Annotated in this window: 11 protein-coding genes; all 11 read right to left on the bottom strand. The window is 46.1% G+C overall.

Features of this window, described 5'->3' with window-relative positions; all coding sequences use genetic code 11:
• Positions 1 to 53 precede the first annotated feature (53 nt).
• Entirely contained in the window at positions 54 to 3,017 is a 2,964-nt protein-coding gene (locus tag KUA50_RS14805) for a family 43 glycosylhydrolase (RefSeq protein ID WP_413777436.1), read from the bottom strand.
• Between the two features lie 172 nt (positions 3,018 to 3,189).
• Positions 3,190 to 5,574 carry a beta-L-arabinofuranosidase domain-containing protein gene (locus KUA50_RS14800; protein WP_218456423.1) on the bottom strand — a complete coding sequence of 795 codons (2,385 nt, stop codon included), beginning with the start codon at positions 5,572 to 5,574 and terminating at the stop codon, positions 3,190 to 3,192.
• 100 nt (positions 5,575 to 5,674) lie between these two features.
• Entirely contained in the window at positions 5,675 to 7,006 is a 1,332-nt protein-coding gene (locus KUA50_RS14795; RefSeq protein ID WP_413777469.1) for a glycoside hydrolase family 43 protein, read from the bottom strand.
• A gap of 334 nt (positions 7,007 to 7,340) precedes the next feature.
• Positions 7,341 to 7,643, bottom strand: a complete 303-nt coding sequence (locus KUA50_RS14790; protein WP_256624180.1) for a PD-(D/E)XK nuclease domain-containing protein — start codon at positions 7,641 to 7,643, stop codon at positions 7,341 to 7,343.
• Between the two features lie 45 nt (positions 7,644 to 7,688).
• Entirely contained in the window at positions 7,689 to 9,320 is a 1,632-nt protein-coding gene (locus KUA50_RS14785) for an ATP-binding protein (protein ID WP_118150838.1), read from the bottom strand.
• A gap of 129 nt (positions 9,321 to 9,449) precedes the next feature.
• Positions 9,450 to 11,846 carry a TlpA family protein disulfide reductase gene (locus KUA50_RS14780; protein WP_218456425.1) on the bottom strand — a complete coding sequence of 799 codons (2,397 nt, stop codon included), beginning with the start codon at positions 11,844 to 11,846 and terminating at the stop codon, positions 9,450 to 9,452.
• Between the two features lie 64 nt (positions 11,847 to 11,910).
• Positions 11,911 to 14,517, bottom strand: coding sequence for a xylan 1,4-beta-xylosidase (xyl3A, locus tag KUA50_RS14775; protein ID WP_218456426.1), 2,607 nt, complete (start codon positions 14,515 to 14,517; stop codon positions 11,911 to 11,913).
• Between the two features lie 112 nt (positions 14,518 to 14,629).
• A complete protein-coding gene (locus tag KUA50_RS14770) occupies positions 14,630 to 17,167 on the bottom strand; it encodes a TIM-barrel domain-containing protein (RefSeq protein ID WP_218456427.1) in 2,538 nt (845 codons plus the stop codon).
• A 66-nt stretch (positions 17,168 to 17,233) separates the two neighbouring features.
• Positions 17,234 to 18,724 carry a family 43 glycosylhydrolase gene (locus KUA50_RS14765; protein WP_218456428.1) on the bottom strand — a complete coding sequence of 497 codons (1,491 nt, stop codon included), beginning with the start codon at positions 18,722 to 18,724 and terminating at the stop codon, positions 17,234 to 17,236.
• 20 nt (positions 18,725 to 18,744) lie between these two features.
• On the bottom strand, positions 18,745 to 19,449 hold the full coding sequence (locus KUA50_RS14760) for an acetylxylan esterase (protein ID WP_218456429.1): 705 nt from the start codon (positions 19,447 to 19,449) through the stop codon (positions 18,745 to 18,747).
• 12 nt (positions 19,450 to 19,461) lie between these two features.
• Positions 19,462 to 21,981 carry a glycosyl hydrolase family 8 gene (locus KUA50_RS14755; RefSeq protein ID WP_218456430.1) on the bottom strand — a complete coding sequence of 840 codons (2,520 nt, stop codon included), beginning with the start codon at positions 21,979 to 21,981 and terminating at the stop codon, positions 19,462 to 19,464.
• Positions 21,982 to 22,086: the final 105 nt, after the last annotated feature.

Here is a 22,086-nt window from a genome sequence, read left to right as displayed (position 1 = left end):
TGATTTTCCATCACTTTGTGCCGTCAAAATTAAAAATATCTCAAACTTTAAACCTATTTTCTTTTAGAATACTCAAAAGAATCTACATCTATATATCCTCCAGTAGCCTTTGTTGCATAGTTATAGATGGCAATACGGGTTCCCATAAAGAGACGTCGATAATCATATTGCATCTTGAAATCCTTGATGGCAGGAATCCAGGTCTTTCCATCTATACTATACAATAAGGTGGCGAGATCCTGATGAAGACGGAAATCGCAGCTCATCTTCAGATAGATAATGCTTGATTTCGTTGCCTTATCCTGCTTCAGATTCAAAGGCTGGCGATACACCTCCTCACGCTTCACATCGGTCACAGCCTTTTCCTTTTCAGTCAAAGCTACACTCTCCTTGGTACCCACCACAAAGAGCTTCTTGCCTTCCTTTACGATAGAAAGCAGGGCTGCATCACCTTGAAAGGCTGACAAGCCAGCCACATCGCCATCTTTCATCTTGCTCACATCCATCTTGATGATTCCCTCGCAGGTTGGTCCTTCGGTACGTGTACTGATGGTATTGGGAGCCAGGAAGATGTTAGGAACAATGCGGGAAGTCTTCAGACGGAGCCAGCCCTTGCGCTCTGTGAGCGACCAGGCATTATCCACAGGATTGTGGTTCCACTGCCACTGCAGTTCCAGTTTATCCTTCGAGAAATCGTCGCTATACACGAGTCCCTTGCCGTCGTAGCCCAGCACAGGCTTCTGCATCTTGGCAGGAATATTGCCCTTCTCATCGGTCAGCATAGGCCATCCATTCTTCCAGGTACATGGCTCCAGCGTGAGCACTCTGCCCACACCACCACGGTCTTGGAATACGATGCCATACCAGTTGCCATCCTGATCATCTACAATTGTACCTTGTCCCACGCCGTTGAATCCGGCAAACTCCGTTTCCAGAATCACCTTCTTTTCATAAGGGCCCTGAATGTGATCTGCACGATAACAAACCTCACGACGAGGATGTCCCTGTGGCCACGAAATCATCAGGAGATAATACTTGCCATTGTGTTTAATCATGCGGGAGCCTTCGAGCAAACCCGTTTCATCAGCATCACGCTCAAAGAGTTTACGATGGCTACCCGGCACCACTTCCGTAAGGTCTGAATTCAGCTGCACCATCTCTCCCGTTCCATAAACCACGTATGCCTTATCATCGTCATCGAAGAAGAGAGCGGCATCATGGAAATGCTGCAAACGGCTGTGGATAGTCCATTTGCCCTCGATATCATCGGCGGTGCAGATATAAGTCTCTCCACCAGGATTATCGTTCGGAGCAAAGAGCGCATAGAACTTGCCACGATGATACTGCAGCGAAGTGGCCCACTGACCACGACCATACACCGTACCCTCCTTCATGTCATACTTAGGCGAATCGGTAAGTTTAGGGAAGATATAGTTCACGGTTTCCCAGTTCACCAGATCCTTCGATTTCATGATAGGCGCACCCGGCATCAGATGCATGGTGGTGCTTACCATATAGAAGCTGTCACCCACACGGATTACATCCACATCAGGCACATCAGCCCAAACCACAGGATTGGCGAAATTCTTCTCAAACTTCCACCAGTCAAAATTGAAGAGTTTGCTTCCCTTCAATCCCTTGAACACGAAGTATATATCATGCTTTCCTGTCACTTTCTTTAGCATTTGTGCCGAGAAAGTCTTCCACTTTTCCCAGCCACCAGTCTTGCTGACATCTATCTTTGCCACCAGTTCACCATCCTTTTTATCGAGATGAACCTCCAGCGAACCTCCAAGCGAAGAGCACGCCGCTGAGATGGCAAATGCATCCGGACTCTCATTTCCGAAATCCACCTCACGTACCTTGATATAATCACCTGTATGAATTTCAGAAATATAAACACCCGTGTCATCGGTCTGCTCCGACTTCACTCCCTTAGAGAAAGCGATGGTTTCAGCCTCCTGACGCTTGTAAGGATTGAGGGTTGCGATAGGAGCCACTCCTTCCTGAGTATGGTGGATAATTGGGAATGTGCCGTCGGCATTATATTTGAATTCTTCCACAGCCACGCTGCGTCCGAATCCGCCACCCAGTTTACCCGTATGATAGAAGAAATAAGACTTGCCCTTGAAGTCGGTCACACCGCAATGGTTAGTAAAGGAACCCGTATCTTCCAATGGCATGATTTCGCCCTTATACTTCCATGGTCCGAAAGGCTTCTTGCTCATGGAATAAGCGATATGCTCAGGCACTCCACCTGCAGCATAGAGCATATAATAGTTCTTGCCACGCTTCATGAACCAAGGTCCCTCTGTGTAGCAATCTTTATATTTTCGGGTAGAATCACGCTTCTCCACGTCAGGCGAACCGAATTCCTCCTCAGTCATCACGATTCTGCCCACTTCACGCTTTTCATCAACAGCTGCCTTAGCATCTATACCACCCTTGAAGCTGATCATATCTTTATTCAGTTTGGCATAGTAAAGATGCGGATTACCCCAATAGAGATAAGCCTGACCATCCTCGTCCATCCAGACGGTAGGGTCGATATTGTCCCAACTTCCATTATCGAAAAGCGGTTTGCCCAGCGCATCCTTGAACGGACCGGTAGGAGAATCAGCCACAGCTACGCCGATAGCCATTCCACCCGTCAGTTTAGAGTGCGCACAGATATACCAGTAATACTTACCATTACGTTCGATAGTCTGTGCTGCCCAGGCACGGTCGTCTGCCCAGGAAAAAGAACTGAGGTCGAGCGGAGAACCATGGTCTGTCCAGTTCACCATATCCTTGGTGGAATACACACGCCATTCGTTCATCCAGAAGAAGTCAGCCTTATCTTCATCATGACCGGTATATACATAGAGACGGTCTCCGACAACCAGAGGTGCCGGGTCGGTAGTTAACTGTGTTTGTACGATTGGGTTCTGTGCATAGGCAGCTCCCTGCATGGCAAGCAGCCATGCGCTTATCAGTAACGGCTTTCTGAGAGCCAAGATTTTCGTTGTATTCATCATTATGATTGTTTTTTCGTTTAATGCTGCAAAATTACGAAAAAACAATCATAATGACTTTATAGAATGTTTCAAAAACTTTATTAAGTTTATCTTACTACACAAACTCTATTGGTGATTGATGCACTTGTCTCATTCTTGAGTTGAATATATGCTAACATATACTTTTCTACAATTAATGCTTTACAAGTCTCACACCATAAATCTGTCCAACTTGCTTGCCCTTATGAGCCACAAACTTCACTCTTATTTCCTTCTTGCCCTTAACAAACTCTGAAGGAATGGCATAATCAACGGTCTTAAACTGTGTGGTGCGCCAGCGATGACTGTTGTTCACGCTGCAAAGCAACTTGTCGTTGACATAAATATCAAACTCACTTGTACGCCATTCATCCTGTCCCCAGAACTTGAGCTGAAGGCTAAGATTAGTCTCTCCCTTGGTCTGCATCAGATAGCTGAAGAAATGCCCATCCCTTGCATCACGGAAAAAGACGCCCTCAGTATTACCACGCTCAGTAACATCAGCCTCCATGTTATGATCAGTCTCAGGCTGCTGTTCTCCAGGGTTCACCTTATCCACAGTTCTAGCCTCCAAAGCCTGACGGGCTTTTTCCTCATCAGCCAACTTCTGCATATAAGCCTTGTAATCATTCTCGCCTAATGCCAACCAATACATCATATATCGAGAATCATGAATCTCGAAGAAAGGCTGCAGTTCACCATCAATGGCATTCTCCATTCGGGTGGCAAGTTTAAAGTGCAAAGGCTTGCCAGGAACTGGCTTCAGGTTTTTGGCAATGTCGTCGAGATGTTTCGGCAACAGAATAGGAGCCTCATCAAGAGCCAGTTTCTTTCCACCGGCATACTGTCCGAAACGGCTGTCATCGGCAATGAGTCCACGCATATCCTCCGTTCCCGTCTTCATGCCGAGCAGGATAGGACCATACATGATTGCCACATACTGAGGCACATTGATCATCGGTTTGATGTAAGCGTGCATAGGCATAGAAATCTTTACCTGGTCACCCTTCTTCCATTTGCGCTTCATGCAGACAAATCCATTCTCCTCATAGCTATCGGCATCAAAACCAACACCCTTCACGGTGAAGTTTTCACACCAAGATGGCTTACGGACTTTCAGGATGAAAGTTCCCTTACCCTTGGCTACTTCTACGACTGATGACTCAGCATACGGGAAGGCAGTCTGCTGACGAATCACCATCTTTCTATCCTTCCAATTCAACTCGGAAGCCACGAAGAGATTCACATACAGAGCATCATCCTCCGCCTTTACACCCTTATCGTGCGTCCAGACAAACTGTCCATACTTTCCGTGGTCTTCCATACCTGTTCCCACGCAGCACCACATCGCCTCATTAGGAGCAGAATAGTTGCGATAATGGCGAGGACGGGCGGGAGTGAAATAGACATAGCCGCCATGCTGCGGATGCTGGGCAGAGAGGATATGGTTGAACATCGCAGTCTCGTAAAAGTCGCCATACATGCCATTAGGCTTCACTCGGTTCAGATCCTCGGTAAGTTTCAGCATATTATAAGTATTGCAAGACTCCGGTCCATCGATGTCGTTGATATAGTCGATGCAATTTTCCTTAGTCGGGAAGTGCTCACGCCTGCTGTTACCTCCCAAAGCCAGCGAACGCTGACGTGTCACAATTTCCCAGAAATACTCGCTGGCATTGTGATATTGCACATCATGAGCCAACTCAGCGATGCGCTGATAGCCGATAACCTTTGGAATCTGCGTATTGGCATGCATATTGTCAAGACAGTCCTTGCCGTTTTCCAGAGGAACAAGCAACATTCTGTGGGAGAAGCGTCGGGCACAATCCAGATATTTCTGCTCACCGGTAATAGCGTATGCATCAGCAAGCACCTCGTTCATGCCTCCATGCTCGTTGCCGAGCATTTTCTCCATCTGTTCGTCGTTCAGATCACGCGTAATGTCCACAGCCCAATCGCAGAACTTCAGAAACAGATTCTTTGCCTGTTCATTGCCGCAATAGAGCCATGCATCACGAAGACCTGCATACATCTTATGAATGTTATAGAAAGGTGCCCATGTTCCGAAGTAAGGTCCGAAATCTCCTTTACTGAAAGCTGTCCACATCTTGGCACTATTCGGAACACCACCGATATAGTTATGGCACCAGGCTTCATGGCGCTGATTGTTGGCATCAAGCACCAGTTGGAGTTCGGATATCATATATTCCATGCGCTTGCGGCACTCCTCATTGCCTGTGGCCGCATTGATGGCAAGGGCCGACAGATAATGTCCGCCCACATGTCCGTCCAGTCCATCCCAGTTGGGATAAGAAGGTTTGCGAGGTTGCAAGCCTGCCTCCTTGCGATAAGGGGCCAGCATACGGTCGCAATCATATTTCAGGAGCACCTGCACGTTCAAGTCGCGAGCATGCTTCAATGGTCCGTCCAGAAGGGTGATGTCGCCCAGCGGGAACTCATCCTTATAAAGTTTATCTTGCGCCACAACACCCAAGGCAGGCGCAATGCTCAACAGAGCTATCATCAGTTGTTTCTTCATAATTTGATATTATTTTAAATTCTTAATAAAAGTGTATATGCGGACAATTACATTTAGCTTATGGCTTTCAATGAAAAAACACTTCTTTTAATGTTTTTTCTTACTCACTAAATTTCCACCAATCCAGGAAGAAGAGGTTCTGCTTCTGGATGTCGCCTCCCTTGAAGACGAAGTAGAGGTCGTGTACACCCTTTACCTTCTTCACCCAGGTAGAGAAGGTTTTGTATTCGTCCTTGGTGTTGCTGATATCCACCTTGCCGATGCACTGGCCGTTTACCCCATCAAGACGGATTTCGATGCTGCCGCCCAACATGTGGCAAGAGGCAGAAACCTCAAACTTACTTGCACCCTTCTTGAAGTCAACACCCTTCACGAGGATATACTTTTCCTCATCAACATTCGTAACCACCTGGTTCCATTTGTTCTTCTGCGCCCACTGATTCTTTGGCTGCGTCTTCAATCCATAGCCCCAAGCCATCGTCTCAGCTTCCACCTGGCGATAAGGGTTGAACCATTCTATCTGCTCCAACTTGCAATCCTGGAAGTATGGCAACTCCTGGATGGTTCCGTCAGGATTGTAAGTCATCTCGGCTGCAGATACCGAACGCTGCTCGGCATGACGCCCCGTCTTCAAACGGAAGATGTCATAATTCAAGCCGAAGCAATAGCTCTTGCCCTTATAGTCGATGATGCCCGGATGATTGCCACGAGTGCGAGGCGTATGGTTCATGATATGTCCCTTATATTCCCATGGTCCGAGCGGATTCTTGCTCATCGCATAACCGATGCCCTCAGGACAGCAGGTAGAAGCATAAGCCAGATAATAATTGCCATTGCGCTTCCAGAGCCAAGGACCTTCCTGATAATCCTGAATCTTCGGGAAGTGCATGATGGAATCAGAATAAGAAATCATGTCCTCGTTCAGTTTCACTGCCTTCAACTCCGGGTTGCCCCAATACATGTAAGCCTGGTTATCATCATCAATCCATACGGTAGGGTCGATGTCGAACCAGTCGCCCTCCCATGCCAGAGGCTTTCCGAGAGGATCCTTGAAAGGTCCGAATGGACTATCTGCTACCAGCACTCCGATGCCATGACCGTGGATAGGGCAATACATATACCATTTGCCATTGCGCTCGATGACCTGCTCTGCCCAGGCACCATTCTCGCCCTTGAACCACTTGAAGTCTTTCAATGAAGCCACGGCACCACGGTCTTGCCAGTTTACCATATCCGTTGAGGTATAGAGCAGCCAGTCTTTCATCAGGAACCCCTCAGCCCCATCCTCATCGTGGGTGGTATAGAGATAAACCGTATCGTTGTGCACATAAGGTGCAGGATCGGCCGTATACTTGGTCTGGATGATTGGCAAGTTGATGTTCTGTGCTGTTGCAACAGTTCCCATGCCAGCCAAAAGCAGGGATAAAATCATTCTGTATCTAGTCATTTTATGATTTAAATTAATTATTAGTTGATTAAATTGTTGTTTGTGGATGCAAAGATAAGCCAAAAAGTAGAATTCTACTTTTTCACATGTTTCAAATACTTAATATGATGTAACACATAAGAAAAAGGTGCGTCATAAAATGATGCCACACCCTCTTTTGTTTTTAGCCTTTACATTATATTATATAGCAAAAAGCAATCTTGCCATTATGGATATAGATACCCTTGGTTGGGTGTTCTACCCGCTGACCCTGAAGCGTGTACCAGCCGGAGTTCTGTCTGGTCTCCTGACCGCTGATATTCTCAGCACTCTCAACCTACTACTCCCCAAACTTCCACCAATCCAATACGATCGTCTTATCTTCATCTATCATAAAGTTCATACCAATCTTTTCCACGGTTTTGCCTCTTAGGGCAAAAGCATCAGCATAATGTTTGTTGTTGATTTGGTCAAGAGCCTCTTGTGCCGACTTATTAAATTTCAGTTCTATCACATAGATGGTATCCTTTGTTTCCATCGTAATGTCTGTTCTTATACCGAGACTTAAAATCTCTTTTATGAAATATAGGAGTAGAAAAAGAATACTGAAAAAAGAAAGTCGCTGATTATTAGTCCAATACATGATTTTTAACAGTTTTTTCTTTTTCAGACCTTTTTTTTTATGCCATTACTTTATATAATATTTACTATCAAATCGAGTGCCCTCTTTTTCTATCTCCTTCCCAACCATAGAATAGAGCATCTTTCGAATCTCTTTCATATCTATATCAGGAATGCGCTCTGCTATATCAGATATTTTACTCAAAGGATGCACACGGAGATCTTCCATAATTAGTGCCTTAAGAACATGTGGTTCTATAGTCTTCAAACTAGTAACAATGTTAGATTTTGCATTTTTCAGCAAAGTTGTATTGATTTGGAAAAATGATCCTTTCTTGACGCCACCTTTCGTTATCAGATTGCTTTTGTCTAAGTTATCGATATAGCTTCTCAATCGTTCTTCTGCAGATAGCTGGAGGATTTTAGATAAATCAGTTGCGGCAATGCGTTTCTCTCTGGCTATGATGCCGAAAGCTATCTTGTTCTTTTGGGAAAGCTGATAATTATGGTCAACATAATCCATCAGGCGAACAACTTCTTTATCCGTAATCTCTGCACTTTGATATACCGTGACAGTGTTGAATGTTGATTCTATCTCTGGTTGTTTCTTTGCTTCAACGGCATCCAACTCATAAATCAAGTCATAGCCAGAGCCCTCACCTTCCATCAATCCAAGTGCAGTCAGTATCTCAATCATATTCGGATTACGTCTGTGCTTAGTATGAAGGATGTTGTCTTTGGTTACACCCAAAGGGAGACCACCAGGATTGGAGATGCTGATATAACCTGGATATACCTTGATTGTGATGTCGTTAGAGATGGTTCTTGAACTATGAGCCAAACTGTTAACAAGCAACTCTCTGATTAAGTTCTCGTTATAATAGCGTACTGTCTTACGGAAGAGTCCATTAGGCATCTCATAGCTATAGGTCAACTCTACAGCCTTGTCCATAATATCTTCCAAAAGTTCTTTCGGATTACGTGTATTGTCACGCCATTCCAATTTGTTGGTTTTGTTCTCCAAGTCATCATATACGATATATTGCACAGTGATAGGATAGCAAATACGGCTACGCTGTTTGGCTGTACCAATCCATAAGACACCAAGATTAGTCATCTTGTTGCCGTCAAGAAGATGGTACTGTTCGCCAATTTCCATATCGTCGAGCTGCTTGATATGCTGCTTCACTCTATCAGATTGGCGTATATCATTAGCGAATTTAGAGAGATTCGTCTTATTCTCATCTTCCAATTCAAATCGTGTTGGCACAAGTTCCCATTGGAAAGCTCCTTTCTCTTCTCCTACACGTTGAATATCTTCACTACGCACAGGCTCGCATTTGTCTGCGACACGGATGTACATTTTGCCATCAGAAGTGGTGGCATATGAATGGAGTGAAGGGAATACTGTGATGGCAAAGTACTGGCTGCCAGTTTCGTCAGCACATACGTCGCCTACAGCAAGACCTACATTGAAACAGAGTCCACGCAATCTTGTAACGGCACTATTTGCCTCTTCTTGCGGTATGACTTGATTGGGAGCAGGCTTCTTTGTCTTGTCCTCCACGCCAATCATAATCTGTCCTCCTTGCGCATTGGCTAAAGCTACACAAGTAGTAGAGAGTTCCTTGAATCCTTTCTCTCCAGTTCGAATCTTTTGCAGACTCTTGTATTCTATCTTTTGTTGCTCTGTATTCATGTTTACTTGTTAATCTTTAAACAGCTACAAAGATAAGCAAAAATCCCGAAACCGCCAAGCGATTTCGGGATTTATTATGTATTCAACTATGTCCCCAATACCTTGAAGGGGATTTTATCAGTATTCTTACTATCTGTTCAGTTCCTTGATGATTTTCTCCAGATTGTCAAGCTGGCGGGCATCCACTTTCACATCTACCAGATTTCCTTTCTTGTCGAAGAGGCGATAGGATGGATAAGAGTGAACGTTGAGATAGTTCTCGATGGCACGCTGCTGAGCCGCTGGCAAGTTATAGTGGGCGATATTGTCGCCAACCAGATTATTCAGTCTGATGATATTTTTCCATGACTCTTCAGGACTGTTGTTTGCCATGTATAGATACACCACATCGTATGGCGCCAACCGTTCGAACTCTTCCTTCGAATGGGCAAGAGCCATCTTGCAAGGGGCACACCAGGTTCCCCAGACATCCAGCAATACAAGCTTTCCCTTATAAGGCTCCAATATATGGCGAAGAAGTTTCTCACCATCGCTCATATCCTGCGGAGCTGTCTTGATACTAACTGTAATATCCTTGTTCTGCAAAGACAGGTACTTTCGGTGTTCTGCCAATACTTTTTCCCTGAGAACTTCAGAACTGATGCCATGTTCAGTCAGGTCAAGTCCATAACTATTGAGTGGCATGGCTAGTCTTTCCAACATCTCAAGAAGGGATTTGGAGATGATGACATCTTTCTGCTGCTGGCTGCACCCCATGCTATCAGCTATATGCTGGGCATAATATACTTCGAGGAGAGGAGTCTCATCCTTAAGCATCTTGGCAATATCTTCTCTTTCAAGGATTGCCGTAGCACGCTTGGCAAGGACTGAGTTGGAAAAAGCATTTACTATTTCCTCCTGCTCCTTGGCATCTGTCGTCTGATATTGCTTGATAGTTATGGCATCCAGATTCTTAGCCCATTGTTCCACCGTAGCAATTTCTGAATCGGTTATCGCAATATCCCCCAGAGCCTTGTGCTTTCTCAACAGTTCCGGATAAGAATTGGTGGATAAGAATCCATAGGTCCTTCCCATGGGGGTACTGTACTTTAACCTTCTTTCCTGGCCGATGAGATCAATAGTCAGCATATTATAGTCACGAAACTGAGTATAAGGCTGCGGAATCTCCTTCCATATTTTTTCCACTTGGCTCACATATTCCTGAGGGAAAATATGGTCTTTTACGTGATATGCTCCTTGTAAGATTGATGATGCATAATTACAGAGAAGATATCGGGCAGTATAGTCCTGATAACATTTGGAGATAGATGCCGATTCTCCTATCAGTTTTCGTAAGTTCCCTTCAGCCTCCTTATATCTGGTTTCAAGAATCTGCATCATCTCCTGGGCTGGAACCTTATTTTCATACTTACCTGGATATTCTGCGTTAATCATTGGGATAGGATGGGCCAGCAGTTCGTTTTGCAAGCGGCATTTTTTGCCCATAAAGATGGAATGTCCAGACTTGAAGTCATAGAGCAGATAATAGGTCTCACCTGGCTCCAATACCGTGTTGATATAAGTATGTTTCCAGTCCATGAAAACCTCGGTAGAGTTGATGAGAGGCACTTTGATCTCAAATCTGCCAAGAGAATCGAGCTTGCTATAATTGCTCACTTCCTTGAATGTGTAAAAGAGGTCATAATACTGCACACTATACTCCTGCCCTCTATCCCAAAATTCCTTAGGCATATTTCTGAGCCATCCCACAACAATAGCCGTATCGGGCTTGTTATGAGTATCCTTCAGACTTGTGGTCTCATCTTTCTGCGGATAATCCGGAAGGGTGGAAGTGGTAATGAGCGAATATTCGGCTTTCTTGCCGTTGATGGTCATCGTGCGCTTGCCATGTTGAGGTTTGTCGATGTTGACAGCCAGGTCGCTCTTGCCATCGGTAAGGATGAAAGAGTACTTGTCGCCCTTCTGATTCTTCTGCTTGTATTGCCAGTAACGGCAGTCGTAGATGGCGAAATCTTCATAGAATCCTATCTCCCAATCGCCGGTCGCATCGTTGCGCCAAAGCGAGGAGAAGAGCTGTTTGATGCGGGTATCGATATTCTCGATGCCAAATATCTTGAAGTTCTTCTTGCCGTCACCTTCCAGGAAGTCAAACTTTCGGGTCTTCTTGGGGAGCGGTGCGAAGTGGAAGACCACATCCTCCTTGCCTGAGCTAGGCGTATAGTGTTCTTCGTCAAGTTTCAGTCCATCACAGCTCTTGACGAGATATTTCTTGCCATCAGCAAGGAGATAGGTTTCCTTCACAAACTTTACCCAATAGTGTGGGGGAAAAGTGATGTGCATGAACACTCGTGTTTCATCATCTGCGAATTCCACACGATAGATGTTGAGTTGAGATTGAAAAGGATCATAAAATAGCTGATTCGATTCAGCTACCGGCTGTTCCCAGACAATAGGTTTCTTGCCATTCCCTGCCCAGCAAGTACAGAGCCAGATGGCTGCAATAAGTACACAAAGGATTCTTTTCATAATTCGATTATTTTATTGGATTGATACTATTGAAAGCAGTATATATTAATTAGTATACCGTTACTTAATATTCAATAGAAACATCCAGTTTCTTCAAGTCCTTATCAGCCGAACTGCTGCCGTAATAAACCTCATACTTTCCTGCCTTGGCACGGACGGTATTGGTTGCAGCATCGAAGAGTTCGAAGTTTCTGCTATCCAGCGTAATGACAGCCTCAGCAGTCTTTCCAGCCTTCACCTCCACTCTCTCGAAAGCCTTCAAGCTCTTCAATGGTCCTTCGGTATCGGCAGGATCCTTCACATACACCTGCACCACCTCGGTTCCATCCTTCTTTCCTACATTGCTTACCGGCACCTTCAGCGTAATCTTCTCACCCTTCTTCAGGATAGAGTTAGAAAGTGTAGCATCGCCCATACGGAAAGAAGTGTAGCTTAAGCCATAACCGAATGGGAAGAGTGCATCGTTCATATAACGATAGGTTCTGCCCTTCATGCTGTAATCCTTGAAATCAGGCAACTGCTCTGAATTCTTATAGAACGTAATAGGCAACTTGCCGGCAGGATTATACTCTCCGAAGAGTACACGAGCCACAGCCTCTCCACCTTCCTGACCAGGATACCAGGCCTGGAGAATGGCATCGCAACTCTCTGTCTCTGGAGTCAAGGCGATAGCCGAACCCGAACAGTTGACAAAGACAACCTTTTTGCCCGCCTCCTTCAAAGCCTTCAGGAAATTGCGCTGAACCTTAGGCAATTCGATGTTGGTGCGGTCACCACCCTTGAAGCCAGAAATCTCGATAGGCATTTCTTCACCTTCCAACTGTGGAGAGATACCACCTACGAAGACAACGGTCTCGCAATCCTTCAACTGCTTGAGCGAAGCCTTATAGTCGATAGGATTCTCATGACCGATATTGATCTTCATATTGGCATTATAGTTAGGCATCTCAGCATATCGTATTTCTATCTTATACTCCTTACCTTTCTCGCCATCAAACTCAATACGAGATTGCGCAGTACGCCAATCGCTCTTCTCTGACTTTTTCTCACCATTCAGATAAACCTCATAATGACCGCAGGCAGCCACATCGAGCAATACCTTGGCGTTCTGCTTAGGACGGAATACGGTTTCATACTTGGCAGAAAATCCTGTGAGCTTCACGTTTGGAGCAAAGGCATGCTGACCATAGGTAGTTACCTGCACAGGATTCTTTTCCTGGGTGATGGTAACAGGCTTACCTTCCATTTCACGATTGTTCCAGAAAGTGCCCTTAAAGCCCATCTTGCCATCCATGCTACACTGGTCGAAGTAAGAATCCAAAGTCTGGTCGTTCACCAGGTCGCACCCTTTAAAGGTGACGACCTGATTTTTCTTCAAACGACTCTTGATACCATCCAGGATGGTAATTGTCTGTCGTGGAGTACCATTATAGTTTCCCCACATCATCGGTTCGTTATCCACATTTGGTCCGATGAAAGCAATCTTCTTTACCTTTTTATCGAGAGGCAATACCTCATTCTTGTTTTGGAGCAGCGTCATGGTCTGCAGAGCCATATCGAGCGAGAGCTGGCGATGCGCCTTGCTGCAAAGCACCGATACAGGAATCTTCGACCATGATACTATCTTGTTGTCATCCATCTCACCCAAGTCGAAACGACCTTCGAGCAGACGAATCACATGCTTATCAACTTCTTCTTCAGTCAGGGCACCATACTTCACAGCCTCAGGCACCGATTTATATACATAATTAAATCCACATTCTACATCGGTTCCAGCCAATACACCCTTAGCTGCTGCATTTCTGGCATTGCTCGAAACCTTATGATTCTCCCAGAAATCAGTAACAGCACCACAGTCGGAAACTACCAGGTACTTGAATCCCCACTCATCCCTGAGAATCTGCTGCAAAAGGCGGGTGTTGCCGCAGCATGGTTCATCATCCCAACGCTGATAGGCACACATCACCTCACGCACCTTTGCATCCTGCACAAGCGATTTGAAGGCAGGCATATAAGTTTCCCAAAGGTCGCGCGGTGTAACATCGGTAATATTGTCTGTATGGCGAGCCCATTCCGGTCCGCTATGAATTGCATAGTGCTTGGCACAAGCCCAGAGTTTGCGGTATTTCGTATCTTCAGGTCCCTGCAATCCGCGCACCACGGCACATCCCATCCTACTGGTAAGATAAGGATCCTCGCCATAGGTTTCCTGTCCACGTCCCCAGCGAGGATCACGGAAGATATTCACGTTTGGAGTCCAGACAGACAAAGCATGGAAACGGGTTACATCTCCTCCCTTCTGCTGCAGTTCATTCCATTTGGCACGCATCTCATCAGATGTTGCATCAAAGACTCTATACACCATTCTGTCGTTAAACGAAGCTGCCATTCCGATAGGTTCCGGAAAGACGGTTACATCTCCCATGTTCGCCACACCATGTAGTGCTTCGCTCCACCACTGGAATCTCTTGATTCCCAATCGTGGGATAGCCGGCGAATCATCCAGCATCAGAGAAGCTTTCTCTTCCAAAGTGAGACGACCACATAAATCTACCGCTCTCTCATGAGCTGAGAGAGCAGGATTCTGATAAGGCAACTGCTGCGCTGAGGCATTGCCGGAGGACATAGTTACCACAAACATCAAAGCTGCGTATATAACTTTCTTGTTCATTGTAATTACTATTAAGCTATTAGTATATTAAATTGTTATTTGCGCTGCAAAGGTAAACAAAAAAGCAGAATACTATTTTATCACAAGTATCAAATACTTTCAATTATGTAACTTACATCTGTACCTTTACAGCCTTTCCGTCATATTCCACACTCTTGCTTGCCTGCATAGGCTGATCGCCCGCACCACTATTGGCACCCACCAGTACGATGTGGAATCTGCGATGCTGGAGCATTCCCTTATAGCTGCCCTTGCGTGGTGCGATGTTCAGGGTTCTGTCTGCTTCATTCCAAACAAACTTGATTTCCGAGAATTTACCTTTCTCATAGTTGTAGTTGTCGCCCTCATCCTCATAGAGCGTAAATTTACCATCAGCACCAGGATAGACACGAATTTCCAACTCATCCCAAGGCTTCTCTGAACTATACTGCACTTCAGGACCGAATGGCAGGATGGTACCTGCCTTGATGAATACAGGCATGATGTCGATAGGACAAAGGCGCTGGATATCCTGACCGCCCTCATACTGGGTGTTGCTCCAGAAATCATACCATTTATTACCCTTTGGCAAGTAAACATTCACAGGCGCAGCTGCCTTCCTTACATCAGGATAGATGGTATGGCCCTTCTTCTCCTTATCCTTCCAGGTGTATAAAGGATCGGTTACCGGTTTCACCAGGATGTTGCGGCCGAAGAGATACTCATCGTTCAGGCGGGAAGCCTTCTTGTCGTGGGCATAATCCATCACCAAGGCACGCATCATGCTTCCGTTATTCTGTACACAGTCGCTAGCCGTACTGTAGATATAAGGCAAAAGTCGATAGCGCAACTTGATGGTCTTAATTATAGCATCATAAGCCCAGTCGCCCTGCTTTCCGAATTCATACAGTTCGCTTACCATCGGCGAAGAACAGTGGTTGCGCATCAACGGCATGAAGGTACCCCACTGCATCCATCGTGTCTGCAGTTCCTGAAGGGCAGGGTTCTTTGGATTCTGTTCAAACTCCCAGTAGAAGAAACCACCCAGGTCAGTGTTCCAGAATGGGATACCACAGAGGGAGAAATTCAAGCCTGATGGAATCTGATTCTTCATCTCGTTCCAGGAAGCCACCACATCACCGCTCCAGCAGATGGTGCCATAATGCTGAATACCGAAACTGCCGCTTCGGGTCATCTGGAGCGAACGCTTTGTGTTGCCCTTCATCGCTCTTTGGTGCTCGTAGATGCTCTTGTTGTGCAACAAAGGGAAAGCGTTCTTCACTCCCAACCATGAACCATCGAAGGTCTGATAGTTCTCATCGCCCGGCTTCTCAAAATGGTCTGGCTCCGTAGAATCGGTCCACCAGGCATCGAATCCCATCTGGTAGAGATGAGTAAGATACTTCCAGTAGAGGTTGCGAGCCTTCGGATTGAAGACATCGTATGGCATCACGCCACTGTTTCTTGGCCACGTTTCAAAAGGAAGGAGGGCATTCATCTTTTTCAGTTCACGATACTGCTCTGTCCAAGGACCGAAACTTGCCCAGATGGAAATCATCAGATGGGCATCGTTCTTATGAACATACTTCACCATCTCTTCCGGACTCTTCAAGCGGGGTTCTCCCTGCGCCTTCATCTGCTTCATATCTGTAGGAAGATACTTGGCATAGGCTGGGTCGCCGACCTTATTTATATAATATGGATTCTGGAACTTCATCGCATTCCAATTGGAGTCGCATCCCCAATACTGCCAGTCCTGCACAATGGCATCGGTAGGAATCTTCAGTTCGCGATACTTATCCAATACGCCAGCCAGTTCATCGCTGGTCTTATAGCGTTCACGGCATTGCCAGAAGCCCATCGCCCATTTCGGGAACATCGTAGCCTGTCCGGTCAGTTCACGGATGCTGGCGATGACTCCATCCTGCGTACCATCCTTGTACATGAAATAGTAGTCGGCACAGGTTCCCACTTCGCTGGTAAAGGAAGTGCATGATGGCTGGTTGCTATTATTCTTGGCAGCTACTACATCATTGAAATAGGTTTTTCCCGCATTGTCCCAGTAAAGACCGTAGCCTTTCTCGCTGGTGAAATAAGGGATGGCGATATAAGTATTGTTGTTCCAGAGTACGATGTTCTGACGGCCACGCTGATTCATATAAACATCGCGCAACTGTCCCAGGCCATAGATGGCCTCGTCATCAGCAAGACGGAAGTCCTGCTCTATGCGGTACTTGCCCTTGTTGGCTTCATCCTTGCGGGCTTCCAGACGGGTCTTCGTATCGGTAAGCAACAGTTTTCCATCCTTCGAAAGGAAGCGGATTTCGCCAGTCTGCTGATTCAGTTCAACGGAAATAAAACTAGAATTGATTTTTACAATATCACCATTTTCCTGTATTTGAACGCCCTTCATCTGTTGAGGTTTTAAAACAACAGAATAGCTTTTCTTCTGAACAGGAGCACCAACACCAGCATCAGATTTCAAGATGCGGACGATGGATGGAGAATAGAATTCGATGGTTACATTCTGCTGAGCCACCTGACGGGTGATAGACTTGGCAGCCACACCTTTCTGGGTGCCTGCCACCTTTACGCTCTTGGCGCTGAGTTCACTTGGAACGCCAACTACTGCGAAGCCCAAAAGGGCAATGAGAGATAAATTCTTTAGCATACTTTTGTTTATTTTATTAGAGGGTTTATGATTGGGACGCTTCTCGATTGTCAAATCATCATGAATTTATTGTTGCCTGAAATTCCATTTAGAATTATCGCTGTTGAAATCGAAAGGAGCCAGACCTGGGGTACAGTCGCCGAGTGAAACCAATGCCAGTTTTTCTTCTGTGCCTGGCACTGCCTTAGGCATGATGCGATAGGTACCATCGGTGAGCTGCTCGATGCGCCAAAGCTGGGCATCTTCACCAGTAAACTCAGGTTTGGCAATGACATCATGCTGAGCGGTTGCGGTAAGATAGCGAGTAGTGCCTTCTATGCAGATCTTATAATAAGGACCACCCAGATAACCACCCTTTCCGGCAGGCATGATACTCCACTTCTGATGAGGACGGAACATGTAATCGTTCATTCTTACCTTCACCTCGTCCTTAGGCCATTCTGCCTCTACCTCCTTCAAGGTCTGAGGTTCGATATTCTTCAGAGGCTTGGTCGGCTTGATCCAGAAAGGTTCGATATCACGTTGCATTCTCACGAAATCTACGGCAATCTCCAGGGCATAGCCTCTTCGTTCCGATTCTATCTCGTAAGTTCCGGCATGAAATTCTTCGCCAGCCACAGGCCAGTCGTTCTTCCACAACAAAGGACGGATAGCCAATACGCTTCGTCCTCCCTGTCTGAAATCAGACTCATAGTGGAACGACATCTTTTCTACACCTTCTCCCTCAATATAGCGTCCGAAGTGACCGGGACCCGTCTTCAGATTATTGGCAGCAATCACCATCTTTCCACCGCCCTGCAACATCTCTCTGCCCACATTATCTACGTATGGACCGGTTATCTTTCGCGAACGTCCCACCACGATATTGTAGGTAGAATTAGGACCATCGCAACAGGTGCCATGAGTGCCAAGAAGATAATACCAGCCGTTGCGGTAAATCAAATCAGTAGCTTCGCAGTCGATGGCGATATTGACGGGTTCGTTGCCTTCCATCCGCTTACCAGTCTTCGGATCAAGTTCTACCAGACGGATAAATCCAAAATAGGTACCATAGCTGAGCCAAAGTCTGCCGGTAGTAGGGTCGAGCAACAAGCCCGCATCAATGGCATCACAGTCTTCATCATCCAAAGAAGAAGCTACCACCACCGGTTCAGTATATTTGAAATCAGGCGATTTCGGATCGAGCGTTTTGTTCCACATCGTCAGGACATCACCGCGATGACTGCCTCCCAATCCACCACCCGTAGCACTGTAGGCTACAAGATAACGGTCGCCAATCTTCAACACATCAGGAGCCGCTCCTCTGCCGGGACGAACAGCACCACCCTGCCAGGTCCAGCCATCCTCCGACCAGATTCCACCTTCACCCGTTCCAAAGGTATAATACTTTCCATCACACAGGGCAATGGTAGAAGGATCATGAATGAAAGGTTCGCCAACCTGGGCTTCTGCCTCGTAAGCAGATGAAGACAACAAGGCAACCAAAGCAGCGGCATAAAGTTTCTGCTGAGCAGCAACCGGGCAAAAATATCTGAAAAATATATTGTTCTGTTTCATAACTTTCTTTATTGATTGCACTACTTCACTTGAATAGACAGGTTTCTGACTGGCTTGCCTTGTCCGTCGATGATTCGGACACAGAAGTCACTCATGCCAGGGCCATTGATAACTGCACCACGAAGGATATTTCTACCTTTCTTCAAAGTAAGTTTCTTAGAAACCACATCATCGCGAACCATCCTTCGGTCGCCTTCGAGCATCACCGCCTCCTCACCATTGAGCCACCACATGGAAGCTCCATTCGAGCCAACAGACAAGCGGACGTTTTTCATCTCCTCAGGGCAATCGATAATGGTAACCGCCCAGAACAAGACACCATACTTGGGCTTCTTAAACGAAGTAGCGAAACGGAAGAGCTTCACATTAAACAGTTTACTATCCAGCGCATGCCATTTCAGCTTTTCCTTTCCCACCTTCACAACGGCTCCATCCTTAGGAACTATTTCCATCTGTTTAGGGAAATACTGCGTATGGAATATCTCCTTCAGATAAGAATCAGTAAAAACGACATTGCTCTTGACCGGCACAGAGATTGGCTCCAAGAGCAACCATCTCTGAATAAAGCCAGCCGCATTAGGCATGACTGCCAGCTTTCCGACTGGTCCGAAATAAGGATTGATGTCTGCAGGTAAATTCCTATTTTGGGCATCCGCAGAGGAATGCCCAAAAAGGAATACACATAAACAAAACAATCTAACTATTTTATTAAAAAAGTTGTTCATAGACTATTCTTTTTATTTTTGAGGTTCGATAATCTGATAACGGCCACTCAGATGCATGAAGGCGAAGAGGCGCAACAGTCCGTCGTAATAGCCATCGAAGAAACCTTCCTTGTCTGGCTTATGCTTGGCATTCCAGAAATGACTGACGAATTCCCTGCCCTTCACATGATTGCTGACCAATGAAGCCGCAGCCGCAGTGGCAACAAAACCTATGGAATGGCGGAGTGCCTTGGGAGCCGTACCTGCCGGCAGAATATCTTCTACCATCGTTCCATCTACATTATACTGATCCAGGAAAGAATCTATACCCTGACTATACAGGAAGTTCTGTAGCGTATTGGCATATTTCTGCTGCCACTCCTTATCCTTACAAGCCCAGGAATAATCGAGCGCTATGTTCATAGGCACTCGCCACGAATCGTAGCGGAATGCATCACCCAACAACCGACCGGTCTTCATCAGACTGCCATCATAGTTGCAATAATCCGGGTTCAAGCCCGTCTTTTCATTGATGCACTTATGCAGGAACTCACGACTCTTATCAGCACACTCCTTCCAGAACTGAGAACGTCCATCGTTAGCCCATTTAGCCCAAACCTCGTAAAAGGCAGGGAGATGGTAAGAAGGATCGGTAAACTTTCCACCCCAATGATCGGGCGTAAAGGTGATGAGCTGATGTTCGAGATTGATAAGCGGAGCTGTGCGATCCATTCCCACCTTCTGCATGCTGCTATCCAGAATATTCTGCGCTTCCTTCAGATAGTTGATGCCCGTATCATTGCCCCATCGGTTGGATGCAAAGATGAGCGAAGTTACGAAATAGAGTTCACCATCCGATGCGGCTCCCTGCGCATTTCTCGTTCCATCAGTCTTGCAACTCCATGCGAAATAGCCCTTATAAGGTCCTTCCTGATGCTGCATGTATTTCTTGCTCCATCGCCAGAGACGGTCGAAGATGTCCTTCTTGTCAAACTGCACGGCAGCCATCATTCCATACGACATGCCCTCGGTTCTCACATCACTGTTCTTTATATCGCTGACATATCCCATGGAATCGCCCACCTCGAAATAAACCTTGTTCTTACCGTAGAACACATCATTGAACACTTCGTTCACCTTCTTGTCAATATCAGCCTGCTTATAGCCCATTTCGGCAAAGAGATTGCGATACTGGTGAGTTTCAAAAGCTCCCTTTTCCCAAGGCAACGCATCAAAGCCCAGCCAGTCAACCTCAACATCGGCTCCACTCTGCAAGGATACATGGAGAGCATGAACGCCCTGAGGAGCATGGAGCACCTGGGCACGGACATTCTTCCAGGCTGCCGACTTCGGAATCTTCACCTTAGCGATGATATTGCCCTTCTTGCCATCGGCTCTGACTACGAGCACACCGCCCTTAACCGACTTGGCACGAACGGTGATTTCTTCCACCTTCTCATTACCGAAATCCACCTTATTATATATAAGAGCTGTATTCGATTTAGAGAAGAGAGTCTTCCAGCCGGCAAAACAATTGTTTTTATCCAGATATTCAATACCAATACCCTTGCTTTGCAGCGCAGAATAACGGTCAATCTGAATATGCGAACGTGCCTTCGTCAATCCCACACCTCTTAGCGTAGGTATCACCTTCTGTATCGTTCCGTCAGGATTGAAGTTCAGAGAGTCGATTCGCACCGAGCGGTTCTTGTCGAACTTTGGGGAATAATCATTATGATGATAGAACAGATACCACTGTCCCTGATATTCCACGATGCTATGATGATTGGTCCAGCACTTCGTAGGCGACTCATCCATGATGATGCCCTTGAATGTGAAAGGTCCCATCGGATGGTCAGCCATGGCATAAGCCAGCGTTTCGGTTCCATCCTTTTCACGTACCCAAGGGAAGGTGAAATAATACTTGCCGTTACGCTCGAAGGCAAATGGTCCTTCCTTGAATCCCTCAGGCAACCCCTCTACCAGTTTGGGTTCCGAGGCAAGTTCCGTCATGTTTGGTTTCAGCTTAGCCATGTGCAAACCAGCTCCCGCCCAGTAGATATAAGCCTGTCCGTCCTTATCTATCAGCACACAAGGATCTATGCCGTGCACACCCTCTATGGGTTTCCACATCGGCATAAATGGTCCTTCCGGATGGTCGGCAACCGCCACACCTATTCCGAATCCCTTCTCCTCCCCCTTGGGAGCAGCAGGGAAATAGAAGTAATACTTTCCGTCTTTCTCCACACAATCTGGAGCCCACATCGTATAGCTTCCATCCTGTACCCAAGGTACTTTGTCCTGCGAAACGATGACACCATGATCCTGCCACTCCGTAAGATTGGAAGAAGAGAAAACGTGATAATCTGCCATGCAGAACCATTCCTTCAGTTTCTCGATAGGACTCGGAATGTCATGAGAAGGATAAAGATATACCTTCCCGTTGAATACGCGAGCCGTAGGATCAGCAGAATACTGTCCGCTGATAATCGGGTTCTGAGCCGAAGCCCCTGTCGATAACGCCAGCATCAAGGCACACATCCATGTTTTCATACGCAAATTCCTTTAAAGAAGAAAAAAGGGGGTGCTTCTTTTCAAAACACCCCCTAATTATCAAACTAACCTATAGTTCTTTTAACTTAAAACGTTTTATTTACA

Origin of the sequence: Segatella hominis, from assembly GCF_019249725.2 — a bacterium.
Lineage (GTDB): Bacteria > Bacteroidota > Bacteroidia > Bacteroidales > Bacteroidaceae > Prevotella.
This window is presented reverse-complemented; position numbering and strand designations above follow the sequence as displayed.

Coding starts and splice junctions, on each gene's coding strand:
- KUA50_RS14805 (WP_413777436.1), bottom strand. CDS start 3,017: ATGATGAATACAACGAAAATCTTGGCTCTCAGAAAGCCGTTACTGATA.
- KUA50_RS14800 (WP_218456423.1), bottom strand. CDS start 5,574: ATGAAGAAACAACTGATGATAGCTCTGTTGAGCATTGCGCCTGCCTTG.
- KUA50_RS14795 (WP_413777469.1), bottom strand. CDS start 7,006: ATGATTTTATCCCTGCTTTTGGCTGGCATGGGAACTGTTGCAACAGCA.
- KUA50_RS14790 (WP_256624180.1), bottom strand. CDS start 7,643: ATGTATTGGACTAATAATCAGCGACTTTCTTTTTTCAGTATTCTTTTT.
- KUA50_RS14785 (WP_118150838.1), bottom strand. CDS start 9,320: ATGAATACAGAGCAACAAAAGATAGAATACAAGAGTCTGCAAAAGATT.
- KUA50_RS14780 (WP_218456425.1), bottom strand. CDS start 11,846: ATGAAAAGAATCCTTTGTGTACTTATTGCAGCCATCTGGCTCTGTACT.
- xyl3A (WP_218456426.1), bottom strand. CDS start 14,517: ATGAACAAGAAAGTTATATACGCAGCTTTGATGTTTGTGGTAACTATG.
- KUA50_RS14770 (WP_218456427.1), bottom strand. CDS start 17,167: ATGCTAAAGAATTTATCTCTCATTGCCCTTTTGGGCTTCGCAGTAGTT.
- KUA50_RS14765 (WP_218456428.1), bottom strand. CDS start 18,724: ATGAAACAGAACAATATATTTTTCAGATATTTTTGCCCGGTTGCTGCT.
- KUA50_RS14760 (WP_218456429.1), bottom strand. CDS start 19,449: ATGAACAACTTTTTTAATAAAATAGTTAGATTGTTTTGTTTATGTGTA.
- KUA50_RS14755 (WP_218456430.1), bottom strand. CDS start 21,981: ATGAAAACATGGATGTGTGCCTTGATGCTGGCGTTATCGACAGGGGCT.